The following is a 15,054-nucleotide window of genomic DNA, read 5'->3' on the forward strand; positions in this document are numbered from 1 at the left end:
TGGCGGCGTATCGACGCCGCGCCTCACGCCACCGGAAGCGCGGAGGTCACCGGCAGGACGATGGCCGTGGCGGCGATCCCGTTCCGCACCGCCCACCGGCCGGAGAACACCGTCAGCTCGGCGCCCTCGACTACCGGTCCCTCGACCAGCAGCCGTGCCGTGAACGTCCCCTCCGCAGTCAGCTCGACCCGGGCGTCCTCGAAGCCGAGCCAACGCCCCGTGAGCGGGAACCACGTCTTGTAGACGGACTCCTTGGCACTGAAGAGCAGCCGGTCCCACGGGACGGCGGGGTACCGGACACCGAGCGCTCCCAGGGCGGCTCGCTCCGTCTCGTCGGCCACCAGGTTCAGGACCTCCGGGTCGCGCAGGCGCTCACCCGGCTCCGCGTCGATGCCGACCGAGATCACCTCACCCGCGCGGGCCACCACCGCGGCGCGGTACCCGGCGCAGTGCGTCATGCTCCCGACGACCCCGGCCGGCCAGCCCGGCGCGCCGCGCTGTCCCGGGAGGATCGGCGCGGGCGGCACACCGATCCGGGCCAGGGCGGTGCGGGCGCAGTGCCGCACGGTGGTGAATTCGTTGCGCCGCTTGGCCACCGCCTTCGCGACCACCGCCTCCTCCTCGGGGAAGAGCACGGCGTCGACGGGGTCCTCGTGGGTCTCGACGACGGTGACGGGCACGTCGGCGAGCAGACTCGCCAAGGGCCCGGCGGGATCCGGCACTTGGCGCACGGGTATCGAAGGTGACGTCACGAGAGATCACCGTACCGGGCGGCGCACGCGCGCGTGCGGGCTGTGGCCCACGCCACCCGGCCGCCTGCCCGGGTGCGGCGGGCCGCCGAGGAGCGCCTACGCTGGCGTGATGCAGGACGAGTACCGCACAGTGGCCCGCGAGGGCGTGCACGAGACCGAGATCAACCGCTCGCGCTTCCTGTGCGCCCTGGCACCCGCGGCCACCGAGCGGGAGGCGCAGGACTTCGTCGCGCGCGTCCGCAAGGAGCACCCGACCGCCAGTCACAACTGCTTCGCGTACGTCATCGGGGCCGAGGCCGCAGTCCAGAAGGCGAGCGACGACGGCGAGCCCGGCGGCACCGCGGGCGTCCCCATGCTGCAGATGCTGCTGCGCCGCGACATGCGGTACGTCGTCGCGGTCGTGACCCGCTACTACGGAGGCGTCAAGCTCGGCGCCGGCGGTCTGATCCGTGCCTACGGAGGATCGGTCGGCGAAGCCCTCGACGCCCTGCGGACCGTCACCCGCCGCCGCTTCCGCCTGGCCACCGTCACGGTCGACCACCAGCGCGCGGGCAAGGTCCAGAACGATCTGCGCGCGGCCGGACGCGAGGTGCGTGACGTCCGCTACGGCGAAGCGGTCACGATCGAGATCGGCCTGCCCGACGCCGACGTGGACGCCTTCCGGGGCTGGCTGGCCGACGCCACCGCGGGCAGCGCGATCCTCGAGCTCGGGGGAGAGGCTTACGGGGAGGCGTGAGGAGCACGCGACGGCCGCCTGAGGGAGGCCTCACGGATGCCTGACACGGAGTGGCCACTCCGAACAAAGGGCGTGGGCCGGGGCAAAAGGGCAGAAGGTCCTGCGCGGTGTGTGGCCCCGCAGGGGGCAGTTGCGGGAGTGGCCGCCCGTGATGTCCGACCCGCCCGATAGTCTCGTGAATCATGAGGCTGCTGCACACGTCCGACTGGCATCTGGGGCGATCGTTCCACCGCGTGAACATGCTCGACGCCCAGGCCGCCTTCATCGGTCATCTGGTGGAGACGGTGCGCGAGCGCGACGTGGACGCCGTGGTCGTGGCCGGCGACGTGTACGACAGGGCGGTGCCGCCGCTCGCGGCGGTCGAGCTCTTCGACGACGCCCTGCACCGGCTCGCGGACCTCGGTGTGCCGACGATCATGATCTCCGGCAACCACGACTCGGCACGCCGCCTCGGAGTCGGCGCCGGACTCATCGACCGCGCCGGCATCCATCTGCGCACCGCCCCCGCCGCCTGCGACCGGCCGGTGATCCTCGCCGACGCCCATGGGGAAGTGGCCTTCTACGGCCTGCCCTACCTCGAACCCGCCCTGGTGAAGGACGAGTTCGGCGTGGCCAAGCCGGGCCATGAGGCGGTCCTGGCGGCCGCCATGGAGCGGGTGCGCGCCGACCTCGCCGCCCGGCCGCCCGGCACGCGTTCCGTCGTTCTCGCCCACGCCTTCGTCACCGGGGGCGAGGCCAGCGACAGCGAGCGGGACATCACCGTCGGCGGAGTCGCGTCCGTACCGTGCGGGGTGTTCGACGGCGTCGACTACGTGGCACTCGGCCACCTGCACGGCAGCCAGACCATCGACACGCGCGTGCGCTACTCCGGCTCCCCCCTCCCGTACTCCTTCTCGGAGGCCGGCCACCACAAGAGCATGTGGCTCGTCGACCTCGGCCCCGAAGGGGGCATCGAGGCGGAGCGCGTCGACTGCCCGGTGCCCCGACCCCTCGCACGGCTCCGTGGCACCCTCGACGACCTGCTCGACGACCCCGCCCTCGACCGTCACGAGGAGGCATGGGTCGAGGCCACCCTCACCGACGCGGTGCGCCCCGACGACCCGATGGCCCGGCTCTGCGAGCGCTTCCCGCACACCCTCAGCCTCGTCTTCGACCCGGACCGGGCCCCCGACGACCCGGAGGTCTCGTACGCCCAGCGCCTCCAGGGCCGTAGCGACCAGCAGATCGCCGTGGACTTCGTGACCCACGTGCGAGGGGCGGGCCCCGACGAACGGGAACAGGAAGTGCTGCGTTCGGCGTTCGACGCGGTCCGTACCGACGACACCCTGCGCGAGGTCGCCCGATGAGGCTCCACCGGCTCCGCATCACCGCCTTCGGGCCCTTCGGCACCACCCAGGACATCGATTTCGACGACCTCAGTGCCGCCGGACTCTTCCTGCTGCACGGCCCGACCGGCGCGGGCAAGACCTCCGTCCTGGACGCCGTGTGCTACGCCCTCTACGGCTCGGTGCCGGGCGCCCGGCAGGGCAGCGGGCAGGGTGTGACGCTGCGCAGCGACCATGCGCAGCAGGGCACCCGCACGGAGGTGTGCCTCGAACTCACCGTCGCGGGACGCCGATTGGAGATCACGCGCCAGCCTCCGTGGGAGCGCCCCAAGAAGCGCGGCAAGGGCACCACCATGGAGAAGGCGCAGAGCTGGCTGCGCGCCTACGACGCCGCGGCCGACCCGGGCGGCTGGAAGGACCTGAGCCGCTCCCACCAGGAGATCGGTGAGGAGATCACCCAGCTGCTCGGCATGAGCAAGGAGCAGTTCTGCCAGGTCGTGCTGTTGCCACAGGGCGATTTCGCGCGCTTCCTGCGCGCGGACGCGGAGGCGCGCGGCAAGCTGCTCGGGCGGCTCTTCGACACCCGCAGGTTCGCCGCCGTCGAACAGCGCCTCGCCGAGCAGCGGCGTTCCACCGAGGCAGAGGTCAAGGACGGGGACGCGGCGCTGCTCGCCGACGCGCACCGCATGCAACAGGCCGCCGGTGACGACGGCCTCGGCGCCGAACTGCCCCTACCCGACGCGGCCCCGGGCGACCCGGGTCTCGCGGACGCGGTCCTCACCTGGGCCGCCGTCGCCCGCGCGGGTGCCCGCGAACGCCTCACCGTCGCCCACTGTGCGCTCTCGGCCGCCGAATCCGCCCAGGCCGCCGCCGAACGCCGGCTGGGGGAGGCACGCGAACTCGACCGGCTGCAGGCCCGGTTCGCCGAGGCGCAGTCGCGCGCGGCACAACTCCACGCGCGCGAAGACGAACAGCGCGAGCTCGAAGAGCGTCTGGAACGGGCCCGCAAGGCGGAGAAGGTCGCGCCCGCCCTCGGCCTGCGCGACACCGCCGACGCCGACCACCACCGCGCGGCGGAGGCCGAGGCACGCGCGCGTGGCCGCCTGCCCGAGACGTTCGCGGCCGCCGGCGCGGCGGGCCTCGCCGCCGCCGCACGTGCGGCGGCCGAGGAGTTGGGCGGCCTCGCGTCCGCGCGCCGCGCCGAACGGCGGATCGCCGAGATCACCGCCGAACGCGCGACGTTGGACCGCCAGGAGCGCGCGGACGACGAATTGCTCCAGGAGGCGGCGGCCTGGCTCGATGGCTGGGAGGCGAACCGGACCACGCTCCAGGAGCGCATCGCATCCGCCCAGGAGGCCGCGACCGACGCCGAGCGACTGGCGGGCCGTCTCGAACCGGCGCGGGCCCGCCTGGACGCGGCCCGCCGCCGCGACCGCCTCGCCCGCGAGGTGGCGGCAGCACAGCAACACGCCCTGGCCGCCCGCGAGTCCGCCACAGCGGCCCACGAACACTGGCTCGCGCTCAAGGAGCAGCGCCTCACGGGCATCGCCGCCGAACTGGCCGCGCACCTGACGGACGGCGAACCGTGCGCGGTGTGCGGCGCGACGGAGCACCCCGCACCGACCCCGAAGGTCGCCGGCCACGTGGACCGCCGGACGGAAGAGGCGGCGCTCGCCGACCACCGGCGAGCGGACGAGTCGCGCCAGGCGGCCGAGCGAACCCTCGGCGACGTACGGGAGTCGCTGGCGGCGGCGACGGAGGCCGCGCGGGGCGGTGGCCCGGCGACGCATCCGGGCGAGGAGACGGCCACGGACGAGGGCACGCCGACCGCGGGAGGAGGCACGGCCGCGGGAGGGGGCACGGCCGGGGACGCGGGCCGGGCCGCCGAGGCGATCGACCGGACCACCGACGAACTCGCCGCCGCCGTCGACGCGTTGCTGCACGCCTATACCGAGGCCCGCGACCGTGCCTCCGGTCTGCACGCCGCCAGGGAGGCCCTGGCTCAGGCCGAGCGGGAGTACGAGCGCAGGCTCGCGGGCCAGCAGGAGGCCGCGCGGCGCGCCGCGTCGCGGACCACCCTGCGGGACGCCCTCGTACGGGAACAGGAGTCGCTCGACGAGGAGTTGACGCGGGCGCGGGGCGCGAGCGGGAGCGTCGCGGACCGGGCCGCCCAGCTGGAGCGGCAGGCGGCGCTGCTCACCGAGGCGGCGGACGCCGCGCGCGCGGCCGCCGACACCGCCGAGCGCCTCAAGGACACGGACGCCCGCCTCGCCGACGCGGCGTACCGCGCCGGATTCGACACGCCGGCCGCCGCGGCCGCCGCCCTGCTCGACGACGCCCGCTACCGCGAGGTCCAGCACCGCATCGACGCCTGGCGGAACGAGGACGCAGCGGTGCGTTCCGTACTCGCCGAGCCCGACACGGCCGCGGCGGCGCGGCAGCCGGCCGTCGATCTACCGGCCGCGCGGGAGGCCGCCGAGGCGGCGGACCTGCGCCTGCGGGGCGCGACCTCCGCGCGGGACGCGGCCGAACGGCGCTGCGCCGAACTCGACCGCCTCTCGGCCCGATCGATCGCGGCGATGCGCAGGCTGGCGCCGTTGCGGGACGCGTACGACAGGGTGGCCCGGCTCGCCGGACTGGCCGCGGGCACCTCGGCGGAGAACGAACGCAGGATGCGCCTGGAGTCGTACGTGCTCGCCGCCCGCCTGGAACAGGTGGCGGCGGCCGCGACCGTGCGGCTGCGCAGCATGTCGTCGGGGCGCTACACCCTCGTACACTCCGACGACCGTACGGGGCGCGGGCGTTCGGGCCTCGGTCTGCACGTGGTTGACGCCTGGACGGGCCGCGAGCGGGACACGTCGACGCTGTCGGGCGGCGAGACGTTCTTCGCCTCGCTCGCCCTGGCCCTGGGCCTCGCCGACGTGGTCACGGACGAGGCGGGCGGCGTCCGCCTCGACACGCTCTTCATCGACGAGGGCTTCGGCAGCCTCGACGACCAGACGCTCGACGAGGTCCTCGACGTCCTCGACTCCTTGCGCGAGCGGGACCGCAGCGTGGGCATCGTGAGCCACGTGGCCGACCTGAGGCGGCGGGTGTACGCGCAGTTGGAGGTCGTGAAGGGACGAGCCGGGTCGTCGGTGCGGCAGCGGGGCGGGGTCTGAGGGGGCGAGGGCGACGGAAAGGCGTTGCCGGGGTCGGGGCGCGTCAGAGCCAACCGGCCCGCACGCTGGTCACCGCTCCCGCACCCTCGTCCGCTTCGGGACGGCCGAGCTCGCCGGCCCACACCCGCTCCAGCACTCGACGGACCGCGTCCACGATCTCGGGCGCCGCCGCGCGAAGGCCTTCCGCGTCCGCCGCAGGGATGTCGCGGGGAGCGATACCGGTCTCCTTCAGGAGGCTGGAGACATCGGTGAGCCTGTCCGTCAGCCACCCGAGCGGATCGTGGGACAGCTCCTCGACGAAGGTCCGTGGGCCGGGTTCCCAGCCGACGATGTCGCGGTGGTGATGCGTCCGGTCAAAGGTGTTCGGGGCGGCGCTCGCGTCCTGCAGGAGGTCCACCCGCCACAGCGGGCGGCCGATCGTGATGGGGCGGGCCGAGTAGATGGAGCCGGGCAGCTCGCCGCTTTCGAAGACCCGCAGTTCGAGCCGCGCCCCGCGCTCGGGGGCCTCCTGCCCCTGCTGCGGATGCGGATTGAGGAAGTACAGGTCGCTCACCACGGCGCCGACCTGCTCGAAGGCGAATGCGTACAGCACGACGACCCCCAGGGGTTACTCGTGGGACGGGAGAATCCGGCTCCGTCGAGCGTACGGAAGGCGACCCCCGCCAACACGATCCAGAACCGGCCAACGACGTACGCCCGCGGGCGGCATGATCGACCGCCCGTTGGTCCGCGCGCCCTCCTCACCAGGGTGGGGCCGACGAATGGCCGCCAACGGCAAGGGTGTTAGCTTCCTGCCCATGTCGGATCACCAGGACGAGACCAAGGCGGCCTATGACGGGGTCGTCGACTTGTACGCGTCGTTGTTCGCCAACCGGCTGGAGACGCAGCCGTTCGCACGGAACATGATCGGCACCTTCGCCGAGGTGGTGCGGAGTACGGGGAACCTGCGTACTGCCGACGTCGGGTGCGGGCCCGGTCATCTCACGGCCATGCTGCACGAATGGGGGCTGGACGCCTTCGGGCTCGACCTCTCCCCGGCCATGGTCGAGCACGCTCGACGGGCCCACCCGACGCTGCGGTTCGAAGAAGCGCGCATGGAGAACCTGCCGGTCGAGGACGGCTCGCTGGGCGGTGTGCTGGCCCACTACTCGATGATCCACACCCCACCCGGCGAGTTGCCCGCGCTGCTCGCCGAGCAGGTGCGTGTCCTCGCGCCGGGGGGCCTGCTCCTGGTGTCCTTCTTCGGTACCCAGGGGCCGGAGCCGGTCCGCTTCGACCACAAGGTGGCGCCCGCCTACAGCTGGCCGGTGGAGCAGTTCGTGGAGTTGCTGACCGAGGCCGGGCTCGTCACGGTGGCCCGGTTGCTCCACGACCCGGCGTCCGAGCGGGGCTTCCTCGACACCCATGTGCTGGTCCGCCGGCCGTAGGGCGCCCTACGTGGCCGACGGCAGGTGCTCACGCGGACATCCGGGACCTCAGCACGTCGACCTCACACCCCGGCGCCGTCGGATCGAAGCCGTGCTCGACCAGCCAGCGAACACCCAGCAGGCTGCGCAACGACCACCACGCGCGGATCACGTCGAGGTCGATGTCGACGTCGGTGCCATAGCCGGCGACGAGGTCGCCGAGATGCTTCTCGTGTCCGAGCGTCAGGGTGGCGAGGTCGTACAGGGCATCGCCCTGGCCCGCTTCGGACCAGTCGATGATGCCGGTGACCTCGTCGTCGTCGACGAACACGTGGGCGATCTGCAGGTCGCCGTGGGTGAACACCGGCGTCCACGGCCGGAGTGCGGCCTGAGCGATCTGACGATTGCGGGTGACCAGGTCGGCGGGCAGGACGTCGTTCGTCACGAGCCACGCGCACTCGCCGTCGAGTTCCGCCGCCAACGCGTCGAGGCGGGGGCCCGCCCGTCCGGGCCGGGGCGGCAACGGGGCGTCGTGCAGGGTGCGGATCGTGGCGCCCGCCGCGGCCCACGCCGCCGGCGACGCGGTCGTCGGCTCGCCGAGGCGGCCGAGCGCCGTCCCGGGAACCGCGGCGATCGCGAGCACGGGCGGCTTGCGCCACAGCACCTCCGGGGTGGGGGCCGGCGCCGAGGCCATCGCCTCGACCTCCGCGTCGATGCGGGCCTGATCGGCGTCCACCTTCAGGAACACGTCGCCGACGCGCAGGGTCGCGCGCTCGGAGTGGGCGACGACGACCTCGACCTCATCCAAGATGCCCATGGTGACCAGTATCGCGATACGACCGTCGACAGCACCGGTATTTTTTTCCGGGCACCGCGCGACCGCCGACATCGCGACCGCCGGAAACAGGAAGGCCGAGCCGACCATGATCCTCCCGAAGGTCAGGGACCCCCGCTTCGTGACGATCCGCCGAGGGGGGACCCTCACTGACCCGGATCATCATCTCCTCGCCCTGTGGGCGGCGGCGTGCGCGGAACACGTCCTCGGCCTCTTCGAGTCGGCGCGGCCAGAGGACCCACGTCCGCGCCAGGCGATCGAGCACGCCCGCGCCTGGGCACGCGGCGAGGTCAAGATGATGCAGGCACGCGCGGCGGGCGGCCACGCCATGGGTGCGGCCCGGGATCTGCGTGGCGCGGCACGGCACGCGGCCTACGCCGCCGGCCAGGCCGCAGTCGTCGCGCACGTCGCCGCGCATGAACTCGGGGCGGCTGCTTACGCGATCAAGGCCGCAAGCGCTGCCGCGCCAAAGGGCGAGAGCGATGCCGCGAGGCGACTCGAATGCCAGTGGCAGCGGGAACAACTCCCGGAGCCCATCCGCGAACTCGTGCTCGACGACCAGCGGTTGCGGAACGACATCTGCTGGTCGGTGTTCACGGCGTACTGAGGACGCCCCTATTCGTGCGCCTACGGGAGTCGTACGCCTACGGGCTCGCAAGCGACGCCGTCACGACCACCGGCGCCGGCCGCCCCGCATCGCGCAGCGCCTCCGCGATCATCTCCACCAGCCACACCGCCATGTCCGGCGACCACTCCCGTGTGCGGCAGCCGAGCCGGACGACCTCGCGCATCCCGTGTGTGTACCGTCCGGTCGAGATCGAGGTCCAGCCCCGGGAGCCCGTCCACCGTTGCCGGTGTGAGGACCTCCGCGTCCACGGCTCCCTGTGATCTCTCCCGTACCGCTTCGGCCAGGGCGAGCGCGTCGTGTTCGCGCGGTCCGACCTCGCCCGGACGGCAGGAGACGGTCACCGTCACCTCATGACGGGCGTCCGGGTCGGCCAGCTCGAACCACGGGGCCAGCTCGATCTGGTGGAAGGCCGTGTCGCGCTCGGTCGCCTGGAGCGGAAGGAGCGCGTGCAGGCCCGTGAACGTCACCGTTCCGACGCGGGCCAGGGTGTCGGACAGCACCAGGGCGATCGGACGGACGGGGATGCCCGGCCGCGGAGGGTCCGCACAGACTCCTGCCCCCAGCCACGCCAGTTGGTGCACGCCGCCGTCCTGGGTCCAGTCACCCCCGGCGTCTTCGTGCGCCCACGCCGTCGGCTCGTGCTCCGCCGTGACCTCGCCGTCCTCGTGCAGCAGACCGCCCACGGTCCGCCAACCGTACGCACCGGCCCGGTCCACGGCGAGGAACAGGATCTCCTCCTCTACGCGGCCCTCGCCTCCGATCCCGCCCCCGCCTCCGGACCGTTCGAACCACGGATGGAGCCGCAGAGTCCCGTGCAGGCCGACGACGACGGAAGGGGGAAACACAGGGGGATACTCCCGGAAGGAAACGCAGGCGGTGCTGGAGGACGACCTTTACATAAGCTAGCGGCATGTCCGAGGAATCACCCCTGATACGAAGCCTGCGCGCGGCCGTCGACGCGGCGCCGCACGACATACCGCTGCGGCTGCACCTGGCCGAGTTGCTGCTGGACGCGGGAGCGCAGCACGCCGCCATCGCCGAGGCGGCCGTCGCCCTGCAACACGCTCCCGGCGACGCCGGTGCCCGCGCACTGATGACTCGGGCCATGGGAGCGGCCGTTCCCGCAGGCGTGGAGGGCACGGAGGGCACGAAGGAGACGCAGGCTCCGGACGACCCCACGGAGCCACGCCCAGCACCCGCGCCCGAACTGTCGGCGCCCGAAGGGCCCGTCACCGGTTTCGACTGGCGCGCCGCCGCTGACCAGGTGGGCGACGTGATCCCACCCCGCTTCATCGGAGGCAAAACCGGAGCCGGAACCGGGCCGGAAGCCACGGCCGCCCCAGAGGCCCCCCTCGCCGCCGACGGCACCGGCGACCCCGCGAACGCCTCCGCCTGGGACGTCGACGCCCCCGGCACGCTCCGCCTCGCGGACGTAGGAGGCATGCGGGAGGTCAAGGAGCGCCTGGAGGCCGCGTTCCTCGCGCCGATGCGCAACCCCGAACTGCGCAAGCTCTACGGCAAGAGCCTGCGCGGCGGCCTGCTCCTGTACGGACCGCCCGGCTGCGGCAAGACGTTCATCGCCCGCGCCATCGCCGGCGAACTCGGCGCGAACTTCCTCTCCGTGTCGATCGACGACGTCCTCGACATGTGGATCGGCAACTCCGAGCGCAACATGCACGAGATCTTCCGGACCGCCCGCCGCAAGGCCCCCTGCGTGGTGTTCCTCGACGAACTCGACGCGCTCGGCGCCAAACGCAGCCGCACCCAGCACAGCGGTCTGCGCAACACCGTCAACCAGTTGCTCAGCGAGCTCGACGGCATCGACTCCGCGGCCAACGAAGGCGTCTTCGTGCTCGCGGCCACCAACGTGCCCTGGGACGTGGACATCGCGCTGCGCCGCCCCGGACGTCTGGACCGCACCCTGCTCGTGCTGCCGCCGGACGCTCCCGCCCGCGAGGCGATCCTCCGCTACCACCTGCGCGAACGGCCCGTCGAGAACGTCGATCTGGGCAAGTTGGTCAAGGCGACGGACGGCCTGTCGGGCGCCGACCTGGCCCACGTGTGCGAGGCGGCCGCCGAGTGCGCGCTGCTCGACTCGGCGCGGACCGGCACGGTCCGCATGATCGGCATGAAGGACCTGCTGTCGGCCGTCAAGCAGATCGTCCCGTCCACCGAGCCCTGGTTCGCCGCCGCGCGCAACGTCGCCATGTACGCGAACGACGGCGGCATGTACGACGACCTCGTCACCTACCTGAAGAAGAAGCGGAAGCTGTGAGCACGTTGCACCCCACCGTCGAGCAGGCACAGGCCCTGATGGAGCTCGAACGCCACGACCAGGCACGGGAGTTGCTGGCCCGAAGAGTCGCGGAGGACCCGGGCGACGTACGCGCGTGGGTCAAGTTGGGCTACTGCCATCTGAACGCCCAGGACCCCGGCCAGGCGGCGACCGCGGCCGACGAGGCCCTCAAGGTGGACCCCGAGGACTACCTGGCCCTGCTGCTCCGCGCCGACGCGCTGGTCCGTGACAACGGCTGGCTCACTGTCCAGCCGATCCTCCGCGAGGCGATCCGTGTCGCGCCGCACGAGCCGCACGCCTACGCCATGCTCGCCGACGCAGTGTGGCGCGAGTCGTTGGTCCGGTTCGCCAAGGAGACCGGAGCCCGCGAGCTCAGCACCCGTGACATGGACCGCCTCTCGCGTGACGCGGCGGACCTGGCGATGGAAGCGCTGCGCCTGGGGCCCGAGCATCTCTACTCCCACGAGATAGCCCACCGCATCGCCAGCGCCGCGGGCAACGGCACGGTCGCCGACCAGCTCGACGAGGCCATCCTGCGCATCGACCCCGGCCACTCCGAGGCGCTCGCCCGCCAGACGGCCAAGGCCGCCCGGGCGCCGGGAGTCGGGGCCGCCCAGGCCGCCGAACTTTACGCGGACGCGCTCGCGACCGAGCCCGCCTCGGACACCATGCGCCGACAACTCGACCACGCCACCTACCGGTTGCTGCGAGGCACCCGGTGGCTCGCGGTGCTGTGCGTGGTCCTCGCGGGCGCCATGGTCAACGTCTTCCCCTCCGAGGACGAGCCCGCCCCGGACCTGCCCGTCCCGATCGGCCAGCGCCTGTGGTGCCTCGTGCTGATGGCGGCGGTCTGGGCCTTCGGCGCCTGGCGCCGCTACCGCCGGCTGCGCACCGGCGTCCGCCTCAACGTCCGCTCGCTGCTCCGCCGCGGCCGCTGGGCCCGCGTGGTGGTCGCCCAGGCGACCTGGGCCATGCTCTGCGCCCTCCTGATCGCCGAACTCCCCTGGACGGACCTGTCGATCCCCCAGCTGCTCTTCTGGGCCGGCTTGATCCCGACGGCCGCCACGATCTGGTTCGACCGGAAGAAGCAGGGCTAACTGCCGGTGAGCCCTGGCACGTACGTGTACGTATACGTCTACATGTCCGTGCCAGGGCCTGGTTCACGCGTCTCCGCTCAGGAGAGGATCTCGACGTACCCGTCCGTCCCATGGACACGGATCCGCTGACCGTCCCGGATGAGCCGGGTCGCCTGTTCCACGCCCACGATGGCCGGCAGGCCGTACTCGCGGGCGATCACCGCTCCGTGCGTCATCAGGCCGCCCACCTCCGTCACCAGGCCCGCGATGCCCACGAACAGCGGGGTCCAGCTGGGGTCCGTGAAGGGCGTGACCAGGATGTCTCCGGCCTCGAGATCGGCGTCCGCCATGTCGAGGACGACGCGGGCCCTGCCCTCGACGGTCCCGGCGGACACGGGCAGACCGGTCAGGGCGCCGTCGGGCACGTCGTCGCGCCGGTACGCGCCGGTGACGGCCTCGCCCTCCGAGGTGAGGACCCGCGGCGGCGTCAGCGCACCGTACGAACGGAACGCCTCCTTGCGCCGCTCGATGAGTGAGTCGTCCACCTGACGCGTGCGGACGGCGTCGTGGAACTCCTGGAACGTGAGGTGGAAGACGTCCTCGGCCTCACGCACCACACCGGCCCGCACCAGGCGTTCGGCCTCGGCCAGCAAGGCCTGCTTGTAGACGAAGTAGCGGCAGACGATGCTGTACTTGGGGTACTCCCGGTATCCCACGAAGGCCCGGACCTGGTCGATCATGCGCTTGGCCGCGTCGGCCTTCCGCTCTCCGTCCGGCAGCGCCCGCAGGCGCGACAGGACGTCCTCCTCCTTCGCCAGCGCCTTCTGCCGCCCCTGCTCGAAGCGCAGCTCCGCGGCGCCGGGCGCGAAGTTCCTGACGTTGTCGAGGAGTACCGGCACGAGCGTCGTGGGGCGTTCGCTCCAACGCGGCCTCGTGATGTCGATCTCCCCGACGCAGCGCATGCCGTACCGGTTCAAATACGCCTCGATGGCCTCGCGCGCCTCGGCGCCGCCCGCGACCTTCGTCAGCCCGTCCAGGAAGTCGTCGTCCTCGACCTGCTGCAGATACGCCACGACCTCGGGGTGCGGACGGACTACGTCGGCGACGTCGAGCAGTTCGAGCCCCATCTCCGACGTGATGTTGTCGGGAGCGGACAGGGTGAGCGTGTCGGCCGCGTTCTTCTCGCCCAGCCACTCCAGGAGCTTGTCGTTGATCCACCAGGTGGCCTCCATCCCCGCCATGATCGCGCGGAAGTTCAACGGGTCGCTGAGGACCCGCTTGTGCTCCTCGAAGGCCTCCGACAGGAAGGCGAAGAGCTCCGGTCCGGTCTTCGTCCGGATGTCACGCCGCAGGGCCGCGACGGAGGTCTCGCTGCGCTCGATCAGCTCGGCGACGATGGCCGGGTCGGCCACCTCGGGGGTCGACACGTCGTCTCCGGACGCCGAAGCGGCGATGCCTCCGCCCGGAAGGGTTCCGTCGGGCTCCGCGTCCGGCAGCGCGGGGATGAAGTCCGCGCGGTCGATGACCGTCTCCAGCGCGTCCCTGATCAGCGGGTCTCCCCGCCCCATCAGGTCCAGCAGAGCGGTTCGGCTGTCCGGCGACGCGAGGCGCTGGGTGACGTCCACGAAGAGCCGGCCGCCGGCCTCGTGCATCGCCACCATGGCCGTCAGCTGCCACATGGAGTACCCCAGCGCCTTCATGGGGTCCGTCATCATCTGCTGATGCCCCACGGAGACGTAGACGTGGTTGTCCTGGTCGCCGGTCTCCGGGATCGGGAAGAGCGTGGTGATCGGCCGGCTCTGGACGATCTGGAAACCCTCGTCGGAGAGGCACCACTCGATGTCCTGCGGACGGCCGAAGTGCGCCTCGATGCGCCGCCCGAGCCGCACGAGCTCCACGGCCAGGTCGTCCGACAGCGCCGGCTGCTCCTGCTGCCGCGCGTCGACCGTCACCTCCCGCGTCCCGCCCCCGGCCAGCGCGTGCACGGCACGCTGCTTGGCGGCGATCGTCCGCTCCACGACGCGGTCGTCCCGCACCTTGAAGACGTCCGGGTTCACCAGGCCCGAGACCAGGGCCTCGCCGAGACCGAACCCGGCGTCCACGGTGGCCAGCCTGCGGTTGCCCGTGACCGGGTCGGCGGTGAAGAGGATGCCGGAGACCTCGGCGAAGACCATCCGCTGCACGACCACGGCCATGTGGACCGTCCGGTGGTCGATGCCGTTGCGCCGGCGGTAGATCACGGCACGCTCGGTGAAGACCGAGGCCCAGCACCGGCTGATGTGCCGCAGGATCGCCGCAGGACCGACGACGTTGAGATACGTGTCCTGCTGCCCGGCGAAGGACGCCGTCGGCTGGTCCTCCGCGGTCGCGCTGGACCGTACGGCGTAGGCGGCTTCGTCGCCCGCCCGGCTGAGCGCGGCGGTGATCTCCGCCACGAGGTCGTCCGGGACGGCGACCTTCTCGATGACCTCGCGGATCTCCGCGCTGAGCGTGCGGATCGCCTCCGCGGCGCCCGGGGCGTCCGGGTCCAGGCCCGACAGCTGGTCGAGCAGGCCGTCGAGGGACGGCGCCTCCGCGACGATCCGCTGGAACGCGTCGGTCGTGACGCAGAAGCCCGCCGGCACGCGGACGCCCTCGATCCGTGACAGGGCGCCCAGGTGCGCGCCCTTGCCGCCGACGGCAGCGACCTGTTCCTCGTCGACCTCGCGAAGATCCAGCACGTATCGCTCACACATCGGCATCGACGCCAAGACAGGCACGCAGTACTCCAATTTCCGCAGGTGGTGGCTTCGGCGGACGATTGTGCGCCACGACCGGGGCCTTGCGGCAAGCCCCCCGG

General features: G+C 72.5%; 12 protein-coding genes. 7 read left to right on the plus strand and 5 right to left on the minus strand.

Going from position 1 to position 15,054, the window contains the following annotated elements; translation table 11 throughout:
• Positions 1 to 23 precede the first annotated feature (23 nt).
• Positions 24 to 701: a 4'-phosphopantetheinyl transferase superfamily protein gene (locus ACFYO9_RS17315; RefSeq protein ID WP_355807210.1), complete on the minus strand. Its 678-nt coding sequence runs from the start codon at positions 699 to 701 to the stop codon at positions 24 to 26.
• Between the two features lie 160 nt (positions 702 to 861).
• Between ACFYO9_RS17315 and ACFYO9_RS17320 the strand changes: the two genes are divergently transcribed.
• The 3 genes from ACFYO9_RS17320 (at position 862) to ACFYO9_RS17330 (ending at position 5,974) form a co-directional block, all read left to right on the plus strand.
• On the plus strand, positions 862 to 1,488 hold the full coding sequence (locus ACFYO9_RS17320) for a YigZ family protein (protein ID WP_358775839.1): 627 nt from the start codon (positions 862 to 864) through the stop codon (positions 1,486 to 1,488).
• A gap of 182 nt (positions 1,489 to 1,670) precedes the next feature.
• A complete protein-coding gene (locus ACFYO9_RS17325) occupies positions 1,671 to 2,834 on the plus strand; it encodes an exonuclease SbcCD subunit D (protein ID WP_358775841.1) in 1,164 nt (387 codons plus the stop codon).
• On the plus strand, positions 2,831 to 5,974 hold the full coding sequence (locus ACFYO9_RS17330; protein ID WP_355806743.1) for an SMC family ATPase: 3,144 nt from the start codon (positions 2,831 to 2,833) through the stop codon (positions 5,972 to 5,974). The genes ACFYO9_RS17325 and ACFYO9_RS17330 overlap by 4 nt, the downstream gene beginning before the upstream one ends.
• 43 nt (positions 5,975 to 6,017) lie before the next feature.
• On the opposite strand, the gene ACFYO9_RS17335 is transcribed toward ACFYO9_RS17330, so the two are convergent.
• Positions 6,018 to 6,566: a hypothetical protein gene (locus tag ACFYO9_RS17335; RefSeq protein ID WP_358775843.1), complete on the minus strand. Its 549-nt coding sequence runs from the start codon at positions 6,564 to 6,566 to the stop codon at positions 6,018 to 6,020.
• Positions 6,567 to 6,771: 205 nt separating this feature from the next.
• Between ACFYO9_RS17335 and ACFYO9_RS17340 the strand changes: the two genes are divergently transcribed.
• On the plus strand, positions 6,772 to 7,401 hold the full coding sequence (locus ACFYO9_RS17340) for a class I SAM-dependent methyltransferase (protein WP_358775845.1): 630 nt from the start codon (positions 6,772 to 6,774) through the stop codon (positions 7,399 to 7,401).
• 28 nt (positions 7,402 to 7,429) lie between these two features.
• Here the strand turns inward: ACFYO9_RS17340 and ACFYO9_RS17345 are convergent, their stop codons facing one another.
• The gene (locus ACFYO9_RS17345) at positions 7,430 to 8,188 is read right to left on the minus strand and encodes an aminoglycoside phosphotransferase family protein (protein ID WP_358775939.1); all 759 of its coding nucleotides are present in this window, start codon (positions 8,186 to 8,188) and stop codon (positions 7,430 to 7,432) included.
• A 115-nt stretch (positions 8,189 to 8,303) separates the two neighbouring features.
• Between ACFYO9_RS17345 and ACFYO9_RS17350 the strand changes: the two genes are divergently transcribed.
• On the plus strand, positions 8,304 to 8,822 hold the full coding sequence (locus tag ACFYO9_RS17350) for a putative immunity protein (protein WP_358775941.1): 519 nt from the start codon (positions 8,304 to 8,306) through the stop codon (positions 8,820 to 8,822).
• Positions 8,823 to 8,842: 20 nt separating this feature from the next.
• On the opposite strand, the gene ACFYO9_RS17355 is transcribed toward ACFYO9_RS17350, so the two are convergent.
• Positions 8,843 to 9,688 (minus strand): hypothetical protein, encoded by an 846-nt coding sequence (locus ACFYO9_RS17355; RefSeq protein ID WP_358775847.1) that lies wholly within the window; start codon positions 9,686 to 9,688, stop codon positions 8,843 to 8,845.
• Positions 9,689 to 9,753: 65 nt separating this feature from the next.
• Here ACFYO9_RS17355 and ACFYO9_RS17360 point away from each other — a divergent pair, with 65 nt between their 5' ends.
• Together ACFYO9_RS17360 and ACFYO9_RS17365 are read left to right on the plus strand one after the other, a co-directional pair.
• The gene (locus tag ACFYO9_RS17360; protein ID WP_358775848.1) at positions 9,754 to 11,118 is read left to right on the plus strand and encodes an AAA family ATPase; all 1,365 of its coding nucleotides are present in this window, start codon (positions 9,754 to 9,756) and stop codon (positions 11,116 to 11,118) included.
• Positions 11,115 to 12,236 (plus strand): tetratricopeptide repeat protein, encoded by a 1,122-nt coding sequence (locus ACFYO9_RS17365; RefSeq protein WP_358775849.1) that lies wholly within the window; start codon positions 11,115 to 11,117, stop codon positions 12,234 to 12,236. Before ACFYO9_RS17360 ends, ACFYO9_RS17365 begins: the two co-directional genes overlap by 4 nt.
• Positions 12,237 to 12,313: 77 nt before the next feature.
• On the opposite strand, the gene rph is transcribed toward ACFYO9_RS17365, so the two are convergent.
• Positions 12,314 to 14,950, minus strand: a complete 2,637-nt coding sequence (rph, locus tag ACFYO9_RS17370; protein ID WP_358775943.1) for a rifamycin-inactivating phosphotransferase — start codon at positions 14,948 to 14,950, stop codon at positions 12,314 to 12,316.
• Between the last annotated feature and the right edge of the window lie 104 nt (positions 14,951 to 15,054).

Origin of the sequence: Streptomyces sp. NPDC005863 (genome assembly GCF_042871345.1) — a bacterium.
GTDB lineage: Bacteria > Actinomycetota > Actinomycetes > Streptomycetales > Streptomycetaceae > Streptomyces.

Bases quoted from the DNA above. Each gene is read 5' to 3' on its own strand.
- ACFYO9_RS17320 (WP_358775839.1), top strand. From the start codon at position 862: ATGCAGGACGAGTACCGCACAGTGGCCCGCGAGGGCGTGCACGAGACC.
- ACFYO9_RS17325 (WP_358775841.1), top strand. From the start codon at position 1,671: ATGAGGCTGCTGCACACGTCCGACTGGCATCTGGGGCGATCGTTCCAC.
- ACFYO9_RS17330 (WP_355806743.1), top strand. From the start codon at position 2,831: ATGAGGCTCCACCGGCTCCGCATCACCGCCTTCGGGCCCTTCGGCACC.
- ACFYO9_RS17340 (WP_358775845.1), top strand. From the start codon at position 6,772: ATGTCGGATCACCAGGACGAGACCAAGGCGGCCTATGACGGGGTCGTC.
- ACFYO9_RS17350 (WP_358775941.1), top strand. From the start codon at position 8,304: ATGATCCTCCCGAAGGTCAGGGACCCCCGCTTCGTGACGATCCGCCGA.
- ACFYO9_RS17360 (WP_358775848.1), top strand. From the start codon at position 9,754: ATGTCCGAGGAATCACCCCTGATACGAAGCCTGCGCGCGGCCGTCGAC.
- rph (WP_358775943.1), bottom strand. From the start codon at position 14,950: ATGTGTGAGCGATACGTGCTGGATCTTCGCGAGGTCGACGAGGAACAG.